Origin of the sequence: Pedobacter agri, from assembly GCF_032678665.1 — a bacterium.
In the GTDB taxonomy this organism is placed as follows: domain Bacteria; phylum Bacteroidota; class Bacteroidia; order Sphingobacteriales; family Sphingobacteriaceae; genus Pedobacter; species Pedobacter agri_A.
Genome location: NZ_JAVTSH010000001.1, coordinates 275469 through 290828, shown reverse-complemented (window position 1 = coordinate 290828; position 15360 = coordinate 275469). Strand labels below are relative to the sequence as shown.

At 38.2% G+C, this 15360-nt stretch carries 16 protein-coding genes; 12 read left to right on the top strand and 4 right to left on the bottom strand.

From position 1 onward, the window contains the following. Positions 1–15 precede the first annotated feature (15 nt). The 5 genes from R2Q70_RS01285 (at position 16) to R2Q70_RS01265 (ending at position 5866) form a co-directional block, all read left to right on the top strand. Positions 16–1587 carry a serine hydrolase gene (locus R2Q70_RS01285; protein ID WP_316805879.1) on the top strand — a complete coding sequence of 524 codons (1572 nt, stop codon included), beginning with the start codon at positions 16–18 and terminating at the stop codon, positions 1585–1587. 18 nt (positions 1588–1605) lie between these two features. Further along, entirely contained in the window at positions 1606–2265 is a 660-nt protein-coding gene (locus tag R2Q70_RS01280) for an SGNH/GDSL hydrolase family protein (protein ID WP_316805878.1), read from the top strand. 94 nt (positions 2266–2359) lie between these two features. Next, entirely contained in the window at positions 2360–4348 is a 1989-nt protein-coding gene (gene dnaG / locus R2Q70_RS01275) for a DNA primase (RefSeq protein WP_316805877.1), read from the top strand. 92 nt (positions 4349–4440) lie between these two features. Then, positions 4441–4806 (top strand): YraN family protein, encoded by a 366-nt coding sequence (locus tag R2Q70_RS01270; protein ID WP_316805876.1) that lies wholly within the window; start codon positions 4441–4443, stop codon positions 4804–4806. Next, positions 4784–5866, top strand: a complete 1083-nt coding sequence (locus tag R2Q70_RS01265) for a glutaminyl-peptide cyclotransferase (RefSeq protein WP_316805875.1) — start codon at positions 4784–4786, stop codon at positions 5864–5866. Before R2Q70_RS01270 ends, R2Q70_RS01265 begins: the two co-directional genes overlap by 23 nt. A gap of 131 nt (positions 5867–5997) precedes the next feature. Here R2Q70_RS01265 and R2Q70_RS01260 read toward each other — a convergent pair whose 3' ends face one another. From R2Q70_RS01260 to R2Q70_RS01250, 3 genes are all read right to left on the bottom strand, one after another. Beyond that, positions 5998–6534 carry a DUF4251 domain-containing protein gene (locus tag R2Q70_RS01260; protein WP_316805874.1) on the bottom strand — a complete coding sequence of 179 codons (537 nt, stop codon included), beginning with the start codon at positions 6532–6534 and terminating at the stop codon, positions 5998–6000. Between the two features lie 379 nt (positions 6535–6913). Further along, complete coding sequence (gene pgi, locus R2Q70_RS01255) at positions 6914–8560, bottom strand: glucose-6-phosphate isomerase (RefSeq protein WP_316805873.1); 1647 nt, start codon at positions 8558–8560, stop codon at positions 6914–6916. Between the two features lie 291 nt (positions 8561–8851). Further along, positions 8852–9079 (bottom strand): hypothetical protein, encoded by a 228-nt coding sequence (locus R2Q70_RS01250; protein WP_316805872.1) that lies wholly within the window; start codon positions 9077–9079, stop codon positions 8852–8854. A 7-nt stretch (positions 9080–9086) separates the two neighbouring features. On the opposite strand from R2Q70_RS01250, the gene R2Q70_RS01245 reads away from it, so the two are divergent. The 7 genes from R2Q70_RS01245 (at position 9087) to R2Q70_RS01220 (ending at position 14068) form a co-directional block, all read left to right on the top strand. After that, a complete protein-coding gene (locus tag R2Q70_RS01245; protein ID WP_316805871.1) occupies positions 9087–9236 on the top strand; it encodes a hypothetical protein in 150 nt (49 codons plus the stop codon). 81 nt (positions 9237–9317) lie between these two features. Next, positions 9318–9920 (top strand): DUF5034 domain-containing protein, encoded by a 603-nt coding sequence (locus tag R2Q70_RS01240; protein ID WP_316805870.1) that lies wholly within the window; start codon positions 9318–9320, stop codon positions 9918–9920. A 112-nt stretch (positions 9921–10032) separates the two neighbouring features. Then, the gene (locus R2Q70_RS01235) at positions 10033–11337 is read left to right on the top strand and encodes an amidohydrolase (protein ID WP_316805869.1); all 1305 of its coding nucleotides are present in this window, start codon (positions 10033–10035) and stop codon (positions 11335–11337) included. Between the two features lie 77 nt (positions 11338–11414). Beyond that, positions 11415–12489, top strand: a protein-coding gene (gene prfB, locus R2Q70_RS01230; protein ID WP_124911150.1) for a peptide chain release factor 2 whose coding sequence is annotated in 2 segments (ribosomal slippage) — positions 11415–11474 and positions 11476–12489 — 1074 coding nt in all. Because the reading frame shifts where the segments join, the coding sequence is not laid out codon by codon here. Positions 12490–12562: 73 nt separating this feature from the next. Beyond that, positions 12563–12763 (top strand): hypothetical protein, encoded by a 201-nt coding sequence (locus R2Q70_RS01225; RefSeq protein WP_316805868.1) that lies wholly within the window; start codon positions 12563–12565, stop codon positions 12761–12763. A 185-nt stretch (positions 12764–12948) separates the two neighbouring features. Beyond that, complete coding sequence (locus R2Q70_RS21870; protein ID WP_410478352.1) at positions 12949–13146, top strand: PIN domain-containing protein; 198 nt, start codon at positions 12949–12951, stop codon at positions 13144–13146. After that, the gene (locus R2Q70_RS01220) at positions 13139–14068 is read left to right on the top strand and encodes an alpha/beta hydrolase (RefSeq protein WP_316805867.1); all 930 of its coding nucleotides are present in this window, start codon (positions 13139–13141) and stop codon (positions 14066–14068) included. The genes R2Q70_RS21870 and R2Q70_RS01220 overlap by 8 nt, the downstream gene beginning before the upstream one ends. 158 nt (positions 14069–14226) lie before the next feature. Here R2Q70_RS01220 and R2Q70_RS01215 read toward each other — a convergent pair whose 3' ends face one another. Beyond that, positions 14227–15351, bottom strand: a complete 1125-nt coding sequence (locus tag R2Q70_RS01215) for a glycoside hydrolase family 18 protein (RefSeq protein WP_316805866.1) — start codon at positions 15349–15351, stop codon at positions 14227–14229. Between the last annotated feature and the right edge of the window lie 9 nt (positions 15352–15360).

Sequence of the window (15360 nt, the reverse complement as noted above, 5' to 3'; positions counted from 1 at the left end):
TTTAAAGCAAACCCAATGCGATCTATTCCCACTTACCTGTTTAGGCTAACCGCCTGTGCCTTAATTTTCTGTAGCATACACCTCAAAGCACAGGTACTAACTACCAAACAAATTGATAGTGTTGCCGAGAAAACTTTAGCAGCTTTTGATGTTCCCGGCCTTGCTGTTGCTGTAGTAAAAGATGGCAAGGTGATCCATGCAAAAGGTTATGGTGTTCGCTCCCTGAAAAATAATTTTAAGGTTGATGAACATACACTTTTTGGTATTGCATCAAATACAAAAGCGTTTACCGCTGCAGCTTTAGGTATGTTAGTTGACGAAAAGAAAATTACGTGGGACGCTAAGGTTACAGACATTATACCTGAATTTAAATTATATGATGCCTACGTAACTTCGCAATTCACCATTAGCGATTTATTGTCGCACAGAAGCGGATTGGGCCTTGGTGCCGGCGATTTAATGATCTGGCCAGATTCTTCAACGGTTACTAAAAAACAAATTATTCACAACCTAAGGTATCTTAAGCCTGTTTCTAGTTTTCGTACCCAGTGGGATTATGACAACTTGCTTTATATTGTTGCCGGCGAAGTAATTGAAAGAGTTTCTGGGCTTAAATATGAGGATTTCATCGAAACCCGAATGATGCAGCCTTTAGGGATGACCAAAAGTGCTTTATCATTCAATCGTTTAAAAGATAAAACCAATATTATTGATGCCCATGCTCCTGTAAATGGAAAAATAACTGTGATTCCAAAAGACTTTACAGAAAACAGTAACGCTGCAGGCGGTATGAATGCCAGCGTGAGTGAGTTAAGTAAATGGGCGCTGGTACAACTCAATGGAGGAAAGTACGGCGAAAAACTCGAGAAAACGTTGTTTAGCAAAGCGGCTCAAAATCAGATGTGGACGTTACACAGTATCATTCCTGCTGGAAAAGGAGCTTACAACAGGCATTTTTTTGGATACGGCTTGGGCTGGTTCTTAAGTGATGAAAAAGGTTATATGGTTGCTGAACATACCGGCGGCCTTGCCGGAATGGTGAGTGAAGTAACGCTGATTCCGGATTTAAAATTGGGCATTATTGTATTAACCAATCAGCAAGCTGGCGGTGCTTTTACTGCAATCACCGAATCTATCAAGGATGGTTATTTCGGTATCACCGGAAAAAACCGGATTAAGGCTGCATCTGATAGTGAAAAGCAAGAAAAAGCTAACGGTAAAAAAGTAACCGACAAAGTTTGGGCAGATATAGCTAGTACCCAAAAAAACGCTAACAATAAGCCCGCTGTTAAAAATTATCTGGGTACCTATCAGGATGAATGGTTCGGAATGGTTACCATAAGTGAATTGAATGGCAAAATGCATTTCGAGGCAAAAAACTCTCCTAAATTAAGGGGCGATATGGTGTATTACAAAGGCAATACTTTTATTGTGAAATGGTACGACAGAAGTATGGATGCGGATGCCTTTGTTAATTTTTCGCTAGATTTTGAAGGGAAACCTACAGCCATCAAAATGGAAGCCATTTCTCCTCTAACCGATTTTAGTTTCGATTTTCAAGACCTCGACCTTAAAAAGGTTGATTAAATAGCTAACCAAATCCATATGAAAACATTAATTAGAACAAGTATTTTACTGAGCTTTTGCTTCATTGCATTCACTTCGATGACATTAAAACCAAAACGAATCATATTTTTCGGCGATTCCATTACACAACAAGGCGTTTCGAAGAACGGTTATGTTACTTTGATTAAAAAGTCGCTTGATTCTGCCAAATATGAAGTTTTAGGTGCCGGAATTGGCGGCAACAAAGTTTACGATTTATACCTGCGTTTAGAAGATGATGTGTTAAATAAAAAGCCTGATTTAGTGGTGATTTATGTAGGTATTAATGATGTGTGGCATAAACAATCTTCTCATACCGGAACAGATTATGATAAATACCTGAAGTTTTATCAGGCACTGATTAATAAAATTCAGGGGGTTGGAAGTAAAGTGATTTTAGTTACGCCATCTGTAGTAGGAGAAAAAAAGGACGGTACGAATGAATTAGATGCCGACCTAAATAAATATGCTGCAGGCATCAGAGAACTGGCAAAGAAGAATAATCTTCCGCTGTGCGACTTGCGAAAAATATTTGCCGAATATGAGGCCAGAAATAATCCGGAAGATAAAGAAAAAGGCATTTTAACCACCGACCGTGTTCACTTAAACGAAACAGGAAACAAACTGGTGGCTGAGCAATTGTTGCCATTGGTAAAATGAGGTTAAAAGTTATAGGTTATAAGTTGTAAGTCTGGACGCTTATAGTTTATAAAATTCACATGTAACTTATAACATTCAACTTGTAACTCAAAAAATGATAAACCGCGAAACGATAGATAAGATAATGGATACCGCCCGGATTGAGGAGGTAGTAGGGGATTTTGTGCACTTAAAAAAACGCGGAACCAGTTTAATTGGCAACTGTCCTTTTCATGGCGAAAAAACACCATCTTTCCACGTATCGGTAACCAAGGGAATTTACAAATGCTTTGGTTGTGGTAAGGGTGGCGATTCAGTACGTTTTATTATGGATCACGAAAAGTATTCGTATCCTGAAGCACTTAAATTTTTAGCCAATAAATATAATATCGAGGTTGAAGAAACTGAACTCACACCACAAGATGCCGAAGCCCAAAGTGCCAAGGAGAGTCTGTACATTGTTTCTCAATTTGCAGCAACATTTTTTGTAAAACAACTTTGGGAAACCGACGAAGGCAAAAGTATTGGCCTAAGTTATTTTAAAGAGCGTGGTTTTAGAGAAGATATCCTTAAAAAATTCGAGGTTGGTTACTCTCCTGATGTTTGGGATGCGCTAACGCAGAGTGCGACCAATGCAGGGCACAAACTTGAATTTTTGGAGTCAACAGGTTTATCTATCAAAAATGATAACGGGAAAATTTACGATCGCTTTCGTGGTCGCGTGATGTTTCCCATTCATGGCTTTACGGGGCGGGTGATTGGTTTTGGCGGACGAACGTTAAAAACAGATAAAAATGTTCCAAAATATGTAAACTCACCAGAAAGTGAAATTTATCATAAATCGAATGTGCTTTATGGCTTGTTTCATGCAAAGAAAGCCATCCGAGATTTAGATAACTGTTACCTCGCAGAAGGTTACGCGGATGTGCTTTCCGTACATCAGGCGGGCATTGAAAATGTAGTGGCTTCTTCCGGAACTTCATTAACTGTAGAGCAGATTAAGCTTATTGGTCGTTTTACGCAAAACATCACCATTCTATTTGATGGCGATGCTGCGGGTATAAAAGCCTCGTTGCGTGGTTTGGATATGATTTTGGAAGAAGGGCTGAATGTGAAAATCGTTTCCTTTCCTGATGGGCATGACCCTGATTCGTACATGCATCACGTAGGTGCAGGTGCTTTCAAAACCTATTTAGAAAATAACCGCAAAGATTTTATACTTTACAAAGCCAACGTTTTATTAAAAGATGCTGGCGATGATCCAATCAAACGGGCAGGCATCATTCGGGATATTGTAGAGAGTATTGCCAAAATTCCTGATCCAATTAAAGCTTCGGTATTCGTTCGTGAATCGAGTAGTTTGTTGGAAATTGAAGAAAAGATCTTAATGAGCGAACTGAATAAAATGCGCTCCGGTAAGGTAAAGAAAAACTTCGAAAGCAATCAAAGAACACAAAGCAATTTCTCAAACAATCAGGCCACTTCCTATTCTTCGGGTTCGCCAGAACCACTTGGGCCGCCAGATGATTTGTGGGATGACAATGCCGGGCCTGGCCATGTACATACCCCTGCCGAAACAGATGAAAATCAAGAGAAGGAAATTGTGCGTTTATTGTTGGCTTATGGCCATGAATTTGTCAACTGGGATAAAATTGATGACATGTACATTGGCTCTTTCATTATGCAAAACCTGGCCGATGTGGAATTTGAAAACATCCTCTGTAAAAAGATTATCGATCACTATAAAACGGAAATTGGTAACGGCCGCTTGCCTACTGCAAACCATTTCATCAAACACGAGGATAGAGATATTGCTGATTTAGCCATTACCCTTTCTACATCAGAATATGCGTTAAGTGAAAATTGGTTGAACAAACATCTGATTTATGTGAAGGATGAAAGTATGAACCTTAAAGCGACAATTTTGGGTGGGATTTTTCATCTGAAAAAGCGTAAAGTAGATAAGATTCTGACCAATTTGCTGAAGGAGATCAAAGAAGAAAAAGACACTGATAACCAGATGATTTTAATGCAACGTTATGGAGTGATCAAAGGAGTAGAGCGGGAGATCTCTAAATTTTTGGGGTCGGTGATTGTGAAATAACTTGGAAAAGGGAATTAGGGAATTGAAAATAGACATTCAAACTGCCAATTACCCACTGAAAAATGAAAACTTTCAACTGAAAACTATAAAACATGGCCAGTCATAACGACTTAGGTAAAGCAGGTGAAGATATTGCCAAACAATATCTGGAAGCCAGTGGTTATGAAGTGCTGGATGAAAACTGGACGTTTGGTAAAGCTGAGGTTGATTTAATTGTTTACAAAAATGGAATTATGGTTTTTGTGGAAGTGAAAACCCGAACATCAGTTGCTTTTGGTCAGCCGGAAGAATTTGTGCACAAAGCCAAACAGAAACAGATGGAATTGGCCTCAGCGGAATATATTGCGCTGATGAATCATCAGAATGATATTCGTTTTGACATAATTGCCATTACCTTTACAAAAAATAAAAATTATAACTTAAATCATATTGAAGATGCTTTTTGGCCTGAAGATTAATCAAATCAAAAAACTAATATTTGTTGGAATTATTGTTGCTTTTGTAAGCGCATGTAAGGATGATAAACCAAATGTTTACCGAAACTTCTTGTCGCCGATGATTGGATTAAATGTTCCGGTAGGGAATGAGTTTGAAACAAAAATTCAATTTGGTAAAGAGAAAAAGGTAGATTCAGTTGTCTATTTAATTGATAGCACAAAGGTTGCTGCAAAAACCGATACTTCGGCAGTTAAACTAAAAACAGAAGGCCTTAAGTTGGGAAGCCACATTATAACGGCGAAAATTTATGAGGGCACAGATGCCGAAGATTTAACAACCAACATTAATGTTTTAGCGGCTCAGGCTCCGGTTGAATACACCTACAAAGTCATCAAGACTTTACCTCATGATACCTCTTCGTATGTAGAAGGTTTGGAATATCATGATGGATTTTTCTATGAAAGTGCAGGAGATTATGGACATTCTAGTTTACGTAAAGTAGAGCCATCAACAGGTAAAATAGTACAATCTACACCTGTTGATAAGCAATATTTTGCAGAAGGCATAACCGTAATTGGTGATAAAATTATTCAGCTTACTTACCGTGAAAAAGTAGGCTTTGTTTATGATAAAGCAACGTTAAAAAAGCTTTCTGAGTTTTCTTATACCACCGGAAGAGAAGGATGGGGTTTAGCCTTTGATGGTGAGAAAATTTTAAATACGGATGGTTCAAATACCATATTTTTTCTGGATAAAGATAAATACAACCGGATCGGTTCAATTGATGTTTATGATAACAAGGGGCCGATTCAAAATTTAAATGAACTGGAAGTGATTGACGGGAAAATTTATGCAAACGTTTATACCACCAATGAGATTTTAATCATCAATCCTGAAAACGGTGCTGTAGAAGGTAGAATAAATCTGGCTGGCATATTTCCTTCAGATTACTTTAAAACTGAAGATCAAAAAGCAAATAATGTGTTAAATGGAATTGCTTATGATAAAGCAACCAGGCGACTTTTTGTTACGGGGAAAAAATGGCCATACATCTACCAGATACAGATTAGTAAGAAATAGCAAATTCATTAATTGTCATGCTGTGCTTGTCGATAGAGATTATTAATCGTTTCGACAAGCTCAGCGTGACAAATGTGGAGATGTATCTAATTCCCCGTTATTTCGACTATAGTCTACAAAGCTTAAAGAAATTACTCATCCTTTTTCTTCGGCTCCTCTAAAACCCCGTTAAATGTAATGGGCTGTTTATTATTTCCACTTGCAACCAATGTGGCATAGCCGTTTTTTGATACACTTAAAGTAAAACGGTAGTTTTCCCTTTTAACATCTTTGGTGTTGATCTGTACCGTATAGTTGCCTTTTTTACTGGTGGTTTGATTGTAGGTAAAATCCTTAGACGTAAATTTTATGCCGCCTTCGTTAGGATTGTAAGGCGCAGTAAAAGCCCTGCCATAAAAAGGCAAGTAAGCAACTACGCTATCTTTGGTAACTCTAAAATCATAATTGGAACCAGTGAGATTTATTGATCCTCCACCGCCAATATTTCCGGGCATCCTTTCCAAAACCCGCGAAACATCCAGATTCGCCATTGGAATAGCCGTGTTCGCAATGAAGATATAATTTTTTTCTTTGATGATTTTATCGGTTACTTCCTTATTTGTTTGGGCAAACAATGGCACTGACAATGCCATCAAAACCATGCTCAATAATACTTTCAATTGTTTCATAATGCGTGTGTTTTATTGTATAACAATTTAAAGATGTGCAAGTTTCATTGATTCCATAAACAAAATACTAATAAATGCTGAACAGTTCAATAGAAAAGGCGCAACATGATGTTGCGCCTCAAAAAATATAGTTTTAATTACTCCTCATGCTAAGCCTCCATGTATAATAGGTTAATCAAAATTGATTAGATAATATTTCAATCCTACTATATGCCCGGAAATATACAACCTAGGTTATTCATGAGCTTCGTTTTAAAAATTGCCTAACCATCTTGATCTACTTCTACAAAAAACACGGTTTTGAAGAATTCACCACTTTGAATTTTATAGGTGATGATGGTTTTATCTTTTCTTTATTAGGTTGTAACAATTGCGAAGATTATCTCCAGGCTTTATACTGGTTAATCAATCCGTTGGTTGAGCCATCATGACTCTCCACTTTTTGATCGCCTTCCAATTCAGGAAGAATTTTTTTCGCCAGTTGTTTACCCAATTCAACGCCCCACTGATCGAAACTGAATATATTCCAGATCACGCCCTGAACAAATATTTTATGTTCATACATGGCAACCAAGCTGCCTAGTGTGTAAGGTGTAACTTTTTTCAATAGGATAGAATTGGTTGGTCTGTTTCCTTCAAAAACTTTAAATGGCGCAATTTTAGCAATTTCCTCTGCCGATTTGCCATCTTTTTTCAGTTCTTCAGTTACCTCTTCTTCCGTTTTGCCATTCATTAAGGCTTCGGTTTGAGCAAAGAAGTTAGATAATAAAATTGGATGATGATCGCCTAATGGATTTAAACTTTGTGCCGGTGCAATAAAATCTGCAGGAATAATCCTCGTCCCCTGATGAATCAGTTGGTAAAAAGCATGCTGACCATTAGTACCTGGCTCGCCCCAGATAATCGGTCCTGTTTCATAGTCTACTTCATTACCGTTTCTATCCACATGTTTACCGTTACTTTCCATATCACCTTGTTGAAAATATGCCGCAAAGCGATGCAGGTATTGATCGTAAGGTAAAATGACTTGTGTTTCAGCATTGTAGAAATTGATATACCAGACACCCAGCAAACCTAAAATAACAGGGATGTTGCTTTCAAATTCTGCTGTGGCAAAATGATTATCGGTAGCATGTGCACCCGCCAAAAGTTCTTTAAAGTTATCGAAACCAATGCTTAATGAAATTGATAAGCCGATTGCACTCCACAAAGAGTAGCGACCGCCAACCCAATCCCAGAACTCAAACATGTTTTCAGTATCAATTCCGAAAGCCGAAACATCTTTTGCATTCGTAGATAAAGCAGCAAAATGTTTTGCAATATCGTCCTCTTTACCACCTTTTTCTAAAAACCATGAACGGGCAGAATGTGCATTCGTCATGGTTTCTTGCGTGGTAAATGTTTTCGAAGCCACTAAAAATAAAGTAGTTTCCGCATTTAAGCCTGATAAAGTTTCAGCAATGTGTGTACCGTCAATATTGGAAACGAAATGAATATTTAGGTGGTTTTTATAATGTTTCAATGCCTCGGTTACCATTACCGGACCTAAATCAGACCCGCCAATACCAATATTTACCACATCAGTGATTGCTTTGCCCGTGTAACCTTTCCAATCGCCGTTGATGATGCTGTTGCTAAACTTTTCCATTTTGGCTAAAACAGCATTAACCTCAGGCATCACATCTTTTCCATCAACTAAAACAGGTGTGTTGCTCAAATTACGTAATGCAATATGAAGTACCGAGCGATCTTCAGTTTCATTGATTTTATCACCTGCATACATCGATTTTATCGCTTCATCCAGTTTACATTCACGAGCCAGTTGCATTAAAAGCGCCAATGTTTCATCACTTATTCTGTTCTTGCTGTAATCAAGCAAAATGTCTTCAAAAAAAACAGAAAACTTATTGAAACGATCTGCATCTTCAGCAAAAAGATCTTTAATGCTTTTCTGATTAATATCAATAAAATGATCGGCTAAATATTTATAGGCCGCTGTTTCAGTAAAATTTATTTTTGGTAACATATTCTTTGTTTTTTGTAAAAGTAATAAAGCAAACTTTTAAAACTGTCTTTTTAATGTTCAAAATCATTAAGAATTTTTATTGTTGATTTTAGAGTGTAACTTTGAGGCAAGTCCCTATTGATATTGAGCATTCAACATTATTTAATCAGAAACAATTATGTTAGAAAATTTAAATCAATTGGTGCGTGAAAACGTACAGGAGGCCGTTGTAAATAACAGCGAAGTTCCGAACGAACAAAATTAAGAAGTTATTCAAGCTGCCTCAGGCTCTATTTTCGATAGCTTAAAAGATCAGCTTGCATCAGGAAATGTTGGTGGTTTAGCCGAAATTTTCAATTCAGGCAATGCCGAAGGTTCGGCCGTAACACAACAGGCTGCAGGTAATTTTACGGATAAGTTAGCAGGCTTAGGCATTAACGCAGAAACCGCTAAAAAGTTAGCTGCCACTGTAATTCCTGTAATTATTGGTAAGCTCACGCAAAAAACAGCTGATCCAAACGACAGTTCTTTTAATATCAAAGATGTTTTGGGGAGTTTAGCTGGCGGAAGCGATGGCAAATTCGATGTGAGTGATGTCATTGGTATGTTCAATGGCGGTGGTCAGCAATCTAATCAAGCAGGTGCAGCTCAAGGGGAAGGAGGAATCCTTGATAAACTCAAAGGAATGTTTAACTAGTTAACGATTATATTTATACTTTAAGCCATCCCAACGGATGGCTTTTTTTATTAGTTTTGAGTCAACTGATTCACGTATCTCATGATTAAAAAAATCTTTTTTGTTTTTGCTTTAGCACTCATGTCGCAGCTTATTGTTGCTTGTGTAGATTGTAAATGTTTACCGATTAAAACCGTTTATTACACCAATAAAGCCCTATTGCTTAGAAACATGGATTTTTCTTTGGCAGAGCCTAAAATTTCTAATGCTGCAATAATTTCGGGTGCTAATTATGGCATTCAAATCCAATTGCAAACTGAAATCATCGTTTTAAATAAAAAACAGATCAGATTTGGTTTGATGCAAACTGCATATGCTTGCAGTTGCCCTGAAGATGATTTTATTGCCAAAGATAATATTGCATCCTTAAAAATATTTTCCAATAATGATTTTGATGCCGCTCATCCAAAAAACACTGACCTGAGTTTATATTTCAAAGCCAAGAGAAATAATGCTATGGTTACCATAGCCGATTATATCGCTGCTATCAAGGATCAATTCGATGTTTATCCAAATAATTTTTACGAAGGCGTTTTTTTACAAACGATGCCAACCTTAAATAAAAAGCACAGATTTAAGATCGTTATTGCCTTAACCGATGGCAGGGTTTTGGAAGCCGAAACAACGGAAGTAGAGTTAACTTAAATATTACTCACTTAAGGAACCATCAGGCCGTGTAATTTATTGCACGGCTTTTTTATTTAAGGAGAACCTGAAAATTGTTAGATTAGTACATCCGTAAACCTAGACAGGAATCATGAAAAAATTTTACCTCGCTGTATTTTCTTTATTATCAATTAACGCCTTTGCACAAAAGTCTGATTTACGATCAGCGGTTACAAAAAAAGCTGATGCAATAGAAAAAAAAGTAATCGAATGGAGAAGAGATTTTCATGAACATCCTGAACTTGGAAATACCGAGGTAAGAACAGCGGGCATTATTGCCAAACATTTAGAATCATTGGGGATTAAAGTAACTACTGGCGTGGCAAAAACAGGCATAGTTGGCGTTTTGAAAGGCGGCAAACCTGGTCCGGTTGTAGCATTAAGAGCCGATATGGATGGTTTGCCTGTAGTTGAGCGTGTAAATATTCCTTTTGCTTCAAAAGTTAAAACGCAATATAACGGACAAGAAGTTGGTGTGATGCATGCTTGCGGGCATGATAGCCACATGGCTATTTTAATGGGCGTTGCAGAAGTGCTGGCTTCCATGCAAAAGGATATTCCCGGAACAGTGAAGTTTATTTTCCAACCTGCAGAAGAAGGTGTTCCGGCAGGAGAAGAGGGTGGAGCGGCATTAATGATTAAAGAAGGCGTTTTGGAAAACCCGAAGGTGGAAGCCATATTTGGTTTACACATTAATGCGCAAACGGAAGTTGGAAATGTGACTTATCGCCCGGGCGGAACCATGGCTGCGGTTAACGATATGAAAATTACCGTTACCGGCAGGCAAGCGCATGGCGCCTATCCGTGGAGCAGTATTGATCCGGTGGTGATTTCTGCCCAGATCATCAATAACCTTCAAACCATTGTCAGCCGGAATCTAAACGTAACCGAAAACCCAGGTGTGGTAACCATTGGCGCCATAAATGGCGGTGTCCGTTCGAATATCATCCCTGAAAAGGTGGAAATGCTGGGTACTGTCCGCAATTTCAGCAAAGAGGATGAAGCCATGTTTATCGAACGCATTAAAACCATCGCTATTAAAACTGCTGAAGCTGGTGGAGGTACTGCAGAAGTTAAAATCCCTTACAGCAATCATTATCCAGTAACTTTCAACGATATCGCTTTAACAGAGAAGATGCTACCAAGTATGCGGGCAACAGCCGGTGCAGATCACGTGATGCTGAAACCTCCTGTAACAGGTGCTGAAGATTTTTCATTCTTCCAGGAAAAAGTGCCCGGCTTATTTGTTTTTTTAGGTGGAATGCCAAAAGGAAAGGATCCTTTGAAAACCGCTTCGCACCACACTCCAGATTTTTATCTGGATGAAAGTGGCTTTACATTAGGGGTAAAATTGCTTTCAAACCTGACTTTGGATTATATGAGCATGAAGAAATAATTCCTTAATATCACGCTTCTGATATTAAATGAAGCGCCTGTGCCGGTTGATCAACCCAATTTTATATATTTGCCACTATGACCAAAGAACAAATTCAGGATTTAAGGGATAGAGTAACGTCCCTGAGGAGGCATCTTTGACGTCGATGAGCTACTATACGCCATCCGTGAAGAAGAAAAATTAACGATGGCGCCCGATTTCTGGGACGATCCAAAAAAAGCAGAGAAAATTCTCGCCGAAATCAGTTCAAAGAAAAAATGGACAGATGGTTTCAACCAAACCAATAATGCGGTGGAAGATGCTGCAGTCATGTTTGAGTTTTTTCAATCTGGTGATGCATCAGAAGCTGAACTCCAGGAGCAGTTTGAGCTGAGCAAAACTTCGGTTGAAGAGCTGGAACTGAAAAATATGCTTCGCAATAAGGAAGATCAGCTTTCGGCAGTGGTACAAATTACCGCTGGTGCAGGTGGTACGGAAAGTTGCGATTGGGCTTACATGCTCATGCGTATGTACATGATGTGGGGCGATAAAAATGGCTACAAAATTACCGAACAGGATAGTCAGGAAGGGGAGATTGCCGGCATTAAATCGGTAACGCTTCAGTTCGATGGCGATTTTTCGTATGGTTATTTGAAAGGCGAAAATGGCGTTCATCGTTTGGTGCGTATTTCACCGTTCGATTCCAATGCCCGTCGGCATACTTCTTTCGCATCTGTTTATGTCTATCCTTTGGTAGATGATACCATTCAGATTGACATTAACCCGGCAGATATTGAATTTGAAACTTTTAGGGCTGGTGGTGCTGGCGGACAAAATGTAAACAAAGTAGAAACAGCCGTTCGTTTATACCACAAGCCATCAGGCATTATCATCAAAAATCAGGAGTCGAGATCGCAACTTCAGAATAAAGAAAATGCCATTCGTTTGCTAAAATCTCAGTTATATGAAATTGAAGAACGTAAACGCAATGAGGCGATTGCTGCGGTAGAGGGTTCGAAGAAGAAAATTGAATGGGGATCGCAAATTAGAAGTTATGTTTTAGATGATCGAAGGGTAAAAGACCATCGGACCAATTACCAAACTTCAAACCCTGATGCAGTTTTAAACGGCGATATTAATGACTTTTTGAAAGCATATTTAATGGAATTTTAAAATCAAACGGTTAGCTGGCTAAATTTTAGTTTTTGTATATTTGATTTGATGATAGTTTTATAAGATCGATATTATGAATACATTAACGATAGAGTTAACAAACGAAAAAGCCTATAAAATATTGAAGGAGCTTGAGGAGTTAAAACTCATAAAGGTTATTAAGAATTCGGTAAAAGCCTCAACACTTCGTAATCAAATCAAAAGTCCTATGAGTTCAGATACTATTGATGTTCAATTGAATGATTTACGTAGTGAATGGCAGAGAGATATTTAGTTGATACGTCAGCGGCTATAAAATATCTGAATGGAACATTTCCGCAGATAGGTTTGGAGTACATGGATAATATTCTAGATGCAGAATCTATCATATCTTTTATCTCTGAAATTGAATTGCAAGTATGGAACCCGTTAAATCCAGAAGACATTACTATCTAACAAAAATTTGTATCAGTTTCATTGGTGCTTGGCTTAGAACATGATGTTATTGCCGAAACCATAAGAATTAGAAAAACTTATAACCTTAAATTACCTGATGCATTAATTGCAGCAACCTGTTTGGTACATGATCTAACATTAATAGCTGATAATGATAAAGATTTTTCCAAAGTAGCTTTGCTGAGATGTATTAATCCTAATAAATTATCCCTTCATGAATAAGTTCTCCATAATTTTAATGCTGTCGTTTTGTTCCATTTTTTCACAAGCACAAGAAGTAATTCCCTTGTACGCGGATAGTATTCCCGGTGCCAAGCCAACCCCTGCCACCTATGTGGAAAATACAGAGACGCGGGCAAACGGAACTTTAAGTGTTACGAAGGTTTCTGTACCAACATTAACCGTTTTTGAAGCGCCTAAAAACATTGCTACAGGTACTGCGGTAATTATCTGCCCGGGCGGTGGTTATGGTGCTTTAGCATTCAGTCATGAAGGAACGGATGTAGCCAAACGATTCAATGCCATTGGGGTAACGGCTTTCGTTTTAAAATACCGCTTGCCAAGTGATCAGATTATGGTGGATAAAACTTATGCCTTATTGCAAGATGCGCAAAAAGCCATTTATTTAGTGAGAAAAAATGCCAAAAAATATGGTATCAAAACAGACAAGTTAGGCATCATGGGTTTTTCTGCGGGAGGACATTTTGCTTCCACCCTGGCTTCACATTACAGCGATTTAAAAATTGCAAATCCTGAAAAGATTGATCTTCGCCCGAGTTTTGCGGTATTGGTTTATCCGGTAATCAGTTTTGAAGAATCTGTGCATACGGGGACTATGAAAAATCTTTTAGGACCAAATCCGTCGGATTCATTAAAGAAATACTTTTCTGCAAATGAAAATGTAAACAAGAAAACGCCGCCAATGTATTTTGTTCATGCTAAAGATGATAAAACGGTGCCGGTTGCCAATAGTGAATTGATGCATAAAGCGTTGCTAGCTGCTAAAATTCCGAGCAATTTATTTTATTTCGAAAAAGGCGGCCATGGTTTCGGCTTAGTTAATAAAACCTCTGAAACAGATTGGTTTAATTTAATGGCTGGCTGGTTGAAAGTTCAAAAGTTTAAAGTAAAAGGCGATTTTTAGAATTGAGATTGCGAAAATATTGCAAGAGATTACGTCATAATCAAGAAATGTCATCCTGAGCCTGTCGAAGGACTTGTTTATAATATTTTAAAGCGTGTTTCGGCAGGCTCAACATGACAACATTTAAGGATAAAATGATTAATGGTACATCTTCTTTCTTATTTTCCCAACGTTTCATGAATAACACCAAGCAGCCCGTTTGAATACGCATCATCAGTTAGTTCCCAAAACATAATGCCGTCTAATTTATGGTCAACCACATATTTTGTTTTTAATGCAATCGATTTAGGATCATCAAAAGTGGCCAACTGCTTGGTTGCAGAATTATAATAATACGGTGCCTTAGCGGCTTCATCCCAATAATATTTAAATCCTTTTTCTTCCGTAAACTGATCAGGAAAGTGCTTGTAGGAAACTCCGCTTAAAAATTTGGTAGGTTGATATAAACCCTGATTTGCATCTGTAGTATTTTGAAAAATACGGGCATAAAATGCGGCACCTAATGCGATTTTATTCGCAGGAACGCCCTTTTTGATCATCTCTTTGATGCCATAATCAGCCGATAATAAAAGTTGAGGCGTGGAAAATAAGGCAGTATGATGTCCGCTCTGGGTAGCATAACCACTTACCAGATCATAGCTCATTAAATTCACCCGGTTAACCAGCGGCATAACTTTCTTCCATTCGAAACAAGAATCAATACAGTTTTTGGTTCCGCCTGCAGCAAAGCTTATTTCTGCCTTTTTACCCAGTTTCTTGCGGAGCTCCTGAATTAATAAAGTGAAGTTTTGTTTATCATCCTCTGTGTACCGATGCCCCGGGTAACCTGCAACTGCAGGATATTCCCAGTCAATATCTATTCCATCAGCATGAAAATAATCAAGCAGTTCTTTCGTGGTTTTTGCAAAGGTTTCTCTGCCATTTTTCCTGCTGAATACTTCCGAACACGGGCCGCAGGCGCTCCAGCCACCCATGGCAATCATTACCTTTAAATCTTTATTGCGGCTTTTCAAAGCCACCATTTTCGAAATTAACGCAGAATCTTTTGCACTGTGAATGTTCAGGCTATCGCCTTTCAAATGGCCGAAACTGTAAATCAAATGGCTTAACTTTTCAATGGGATAACTTTCAATTTCCGTACCGCCGCCACCTGTGTAATATGCGATTACGTTAGGCTTAGCGGTTTTCTGCGCCTTAACATTAAATCCAAATAGAAGCAATACTGCTGTTAAGATTAAAATTGGCGAAGAAAGGGGAGATAGGGAGTTTGTTTGGTGGTTCAAGGTTGATTT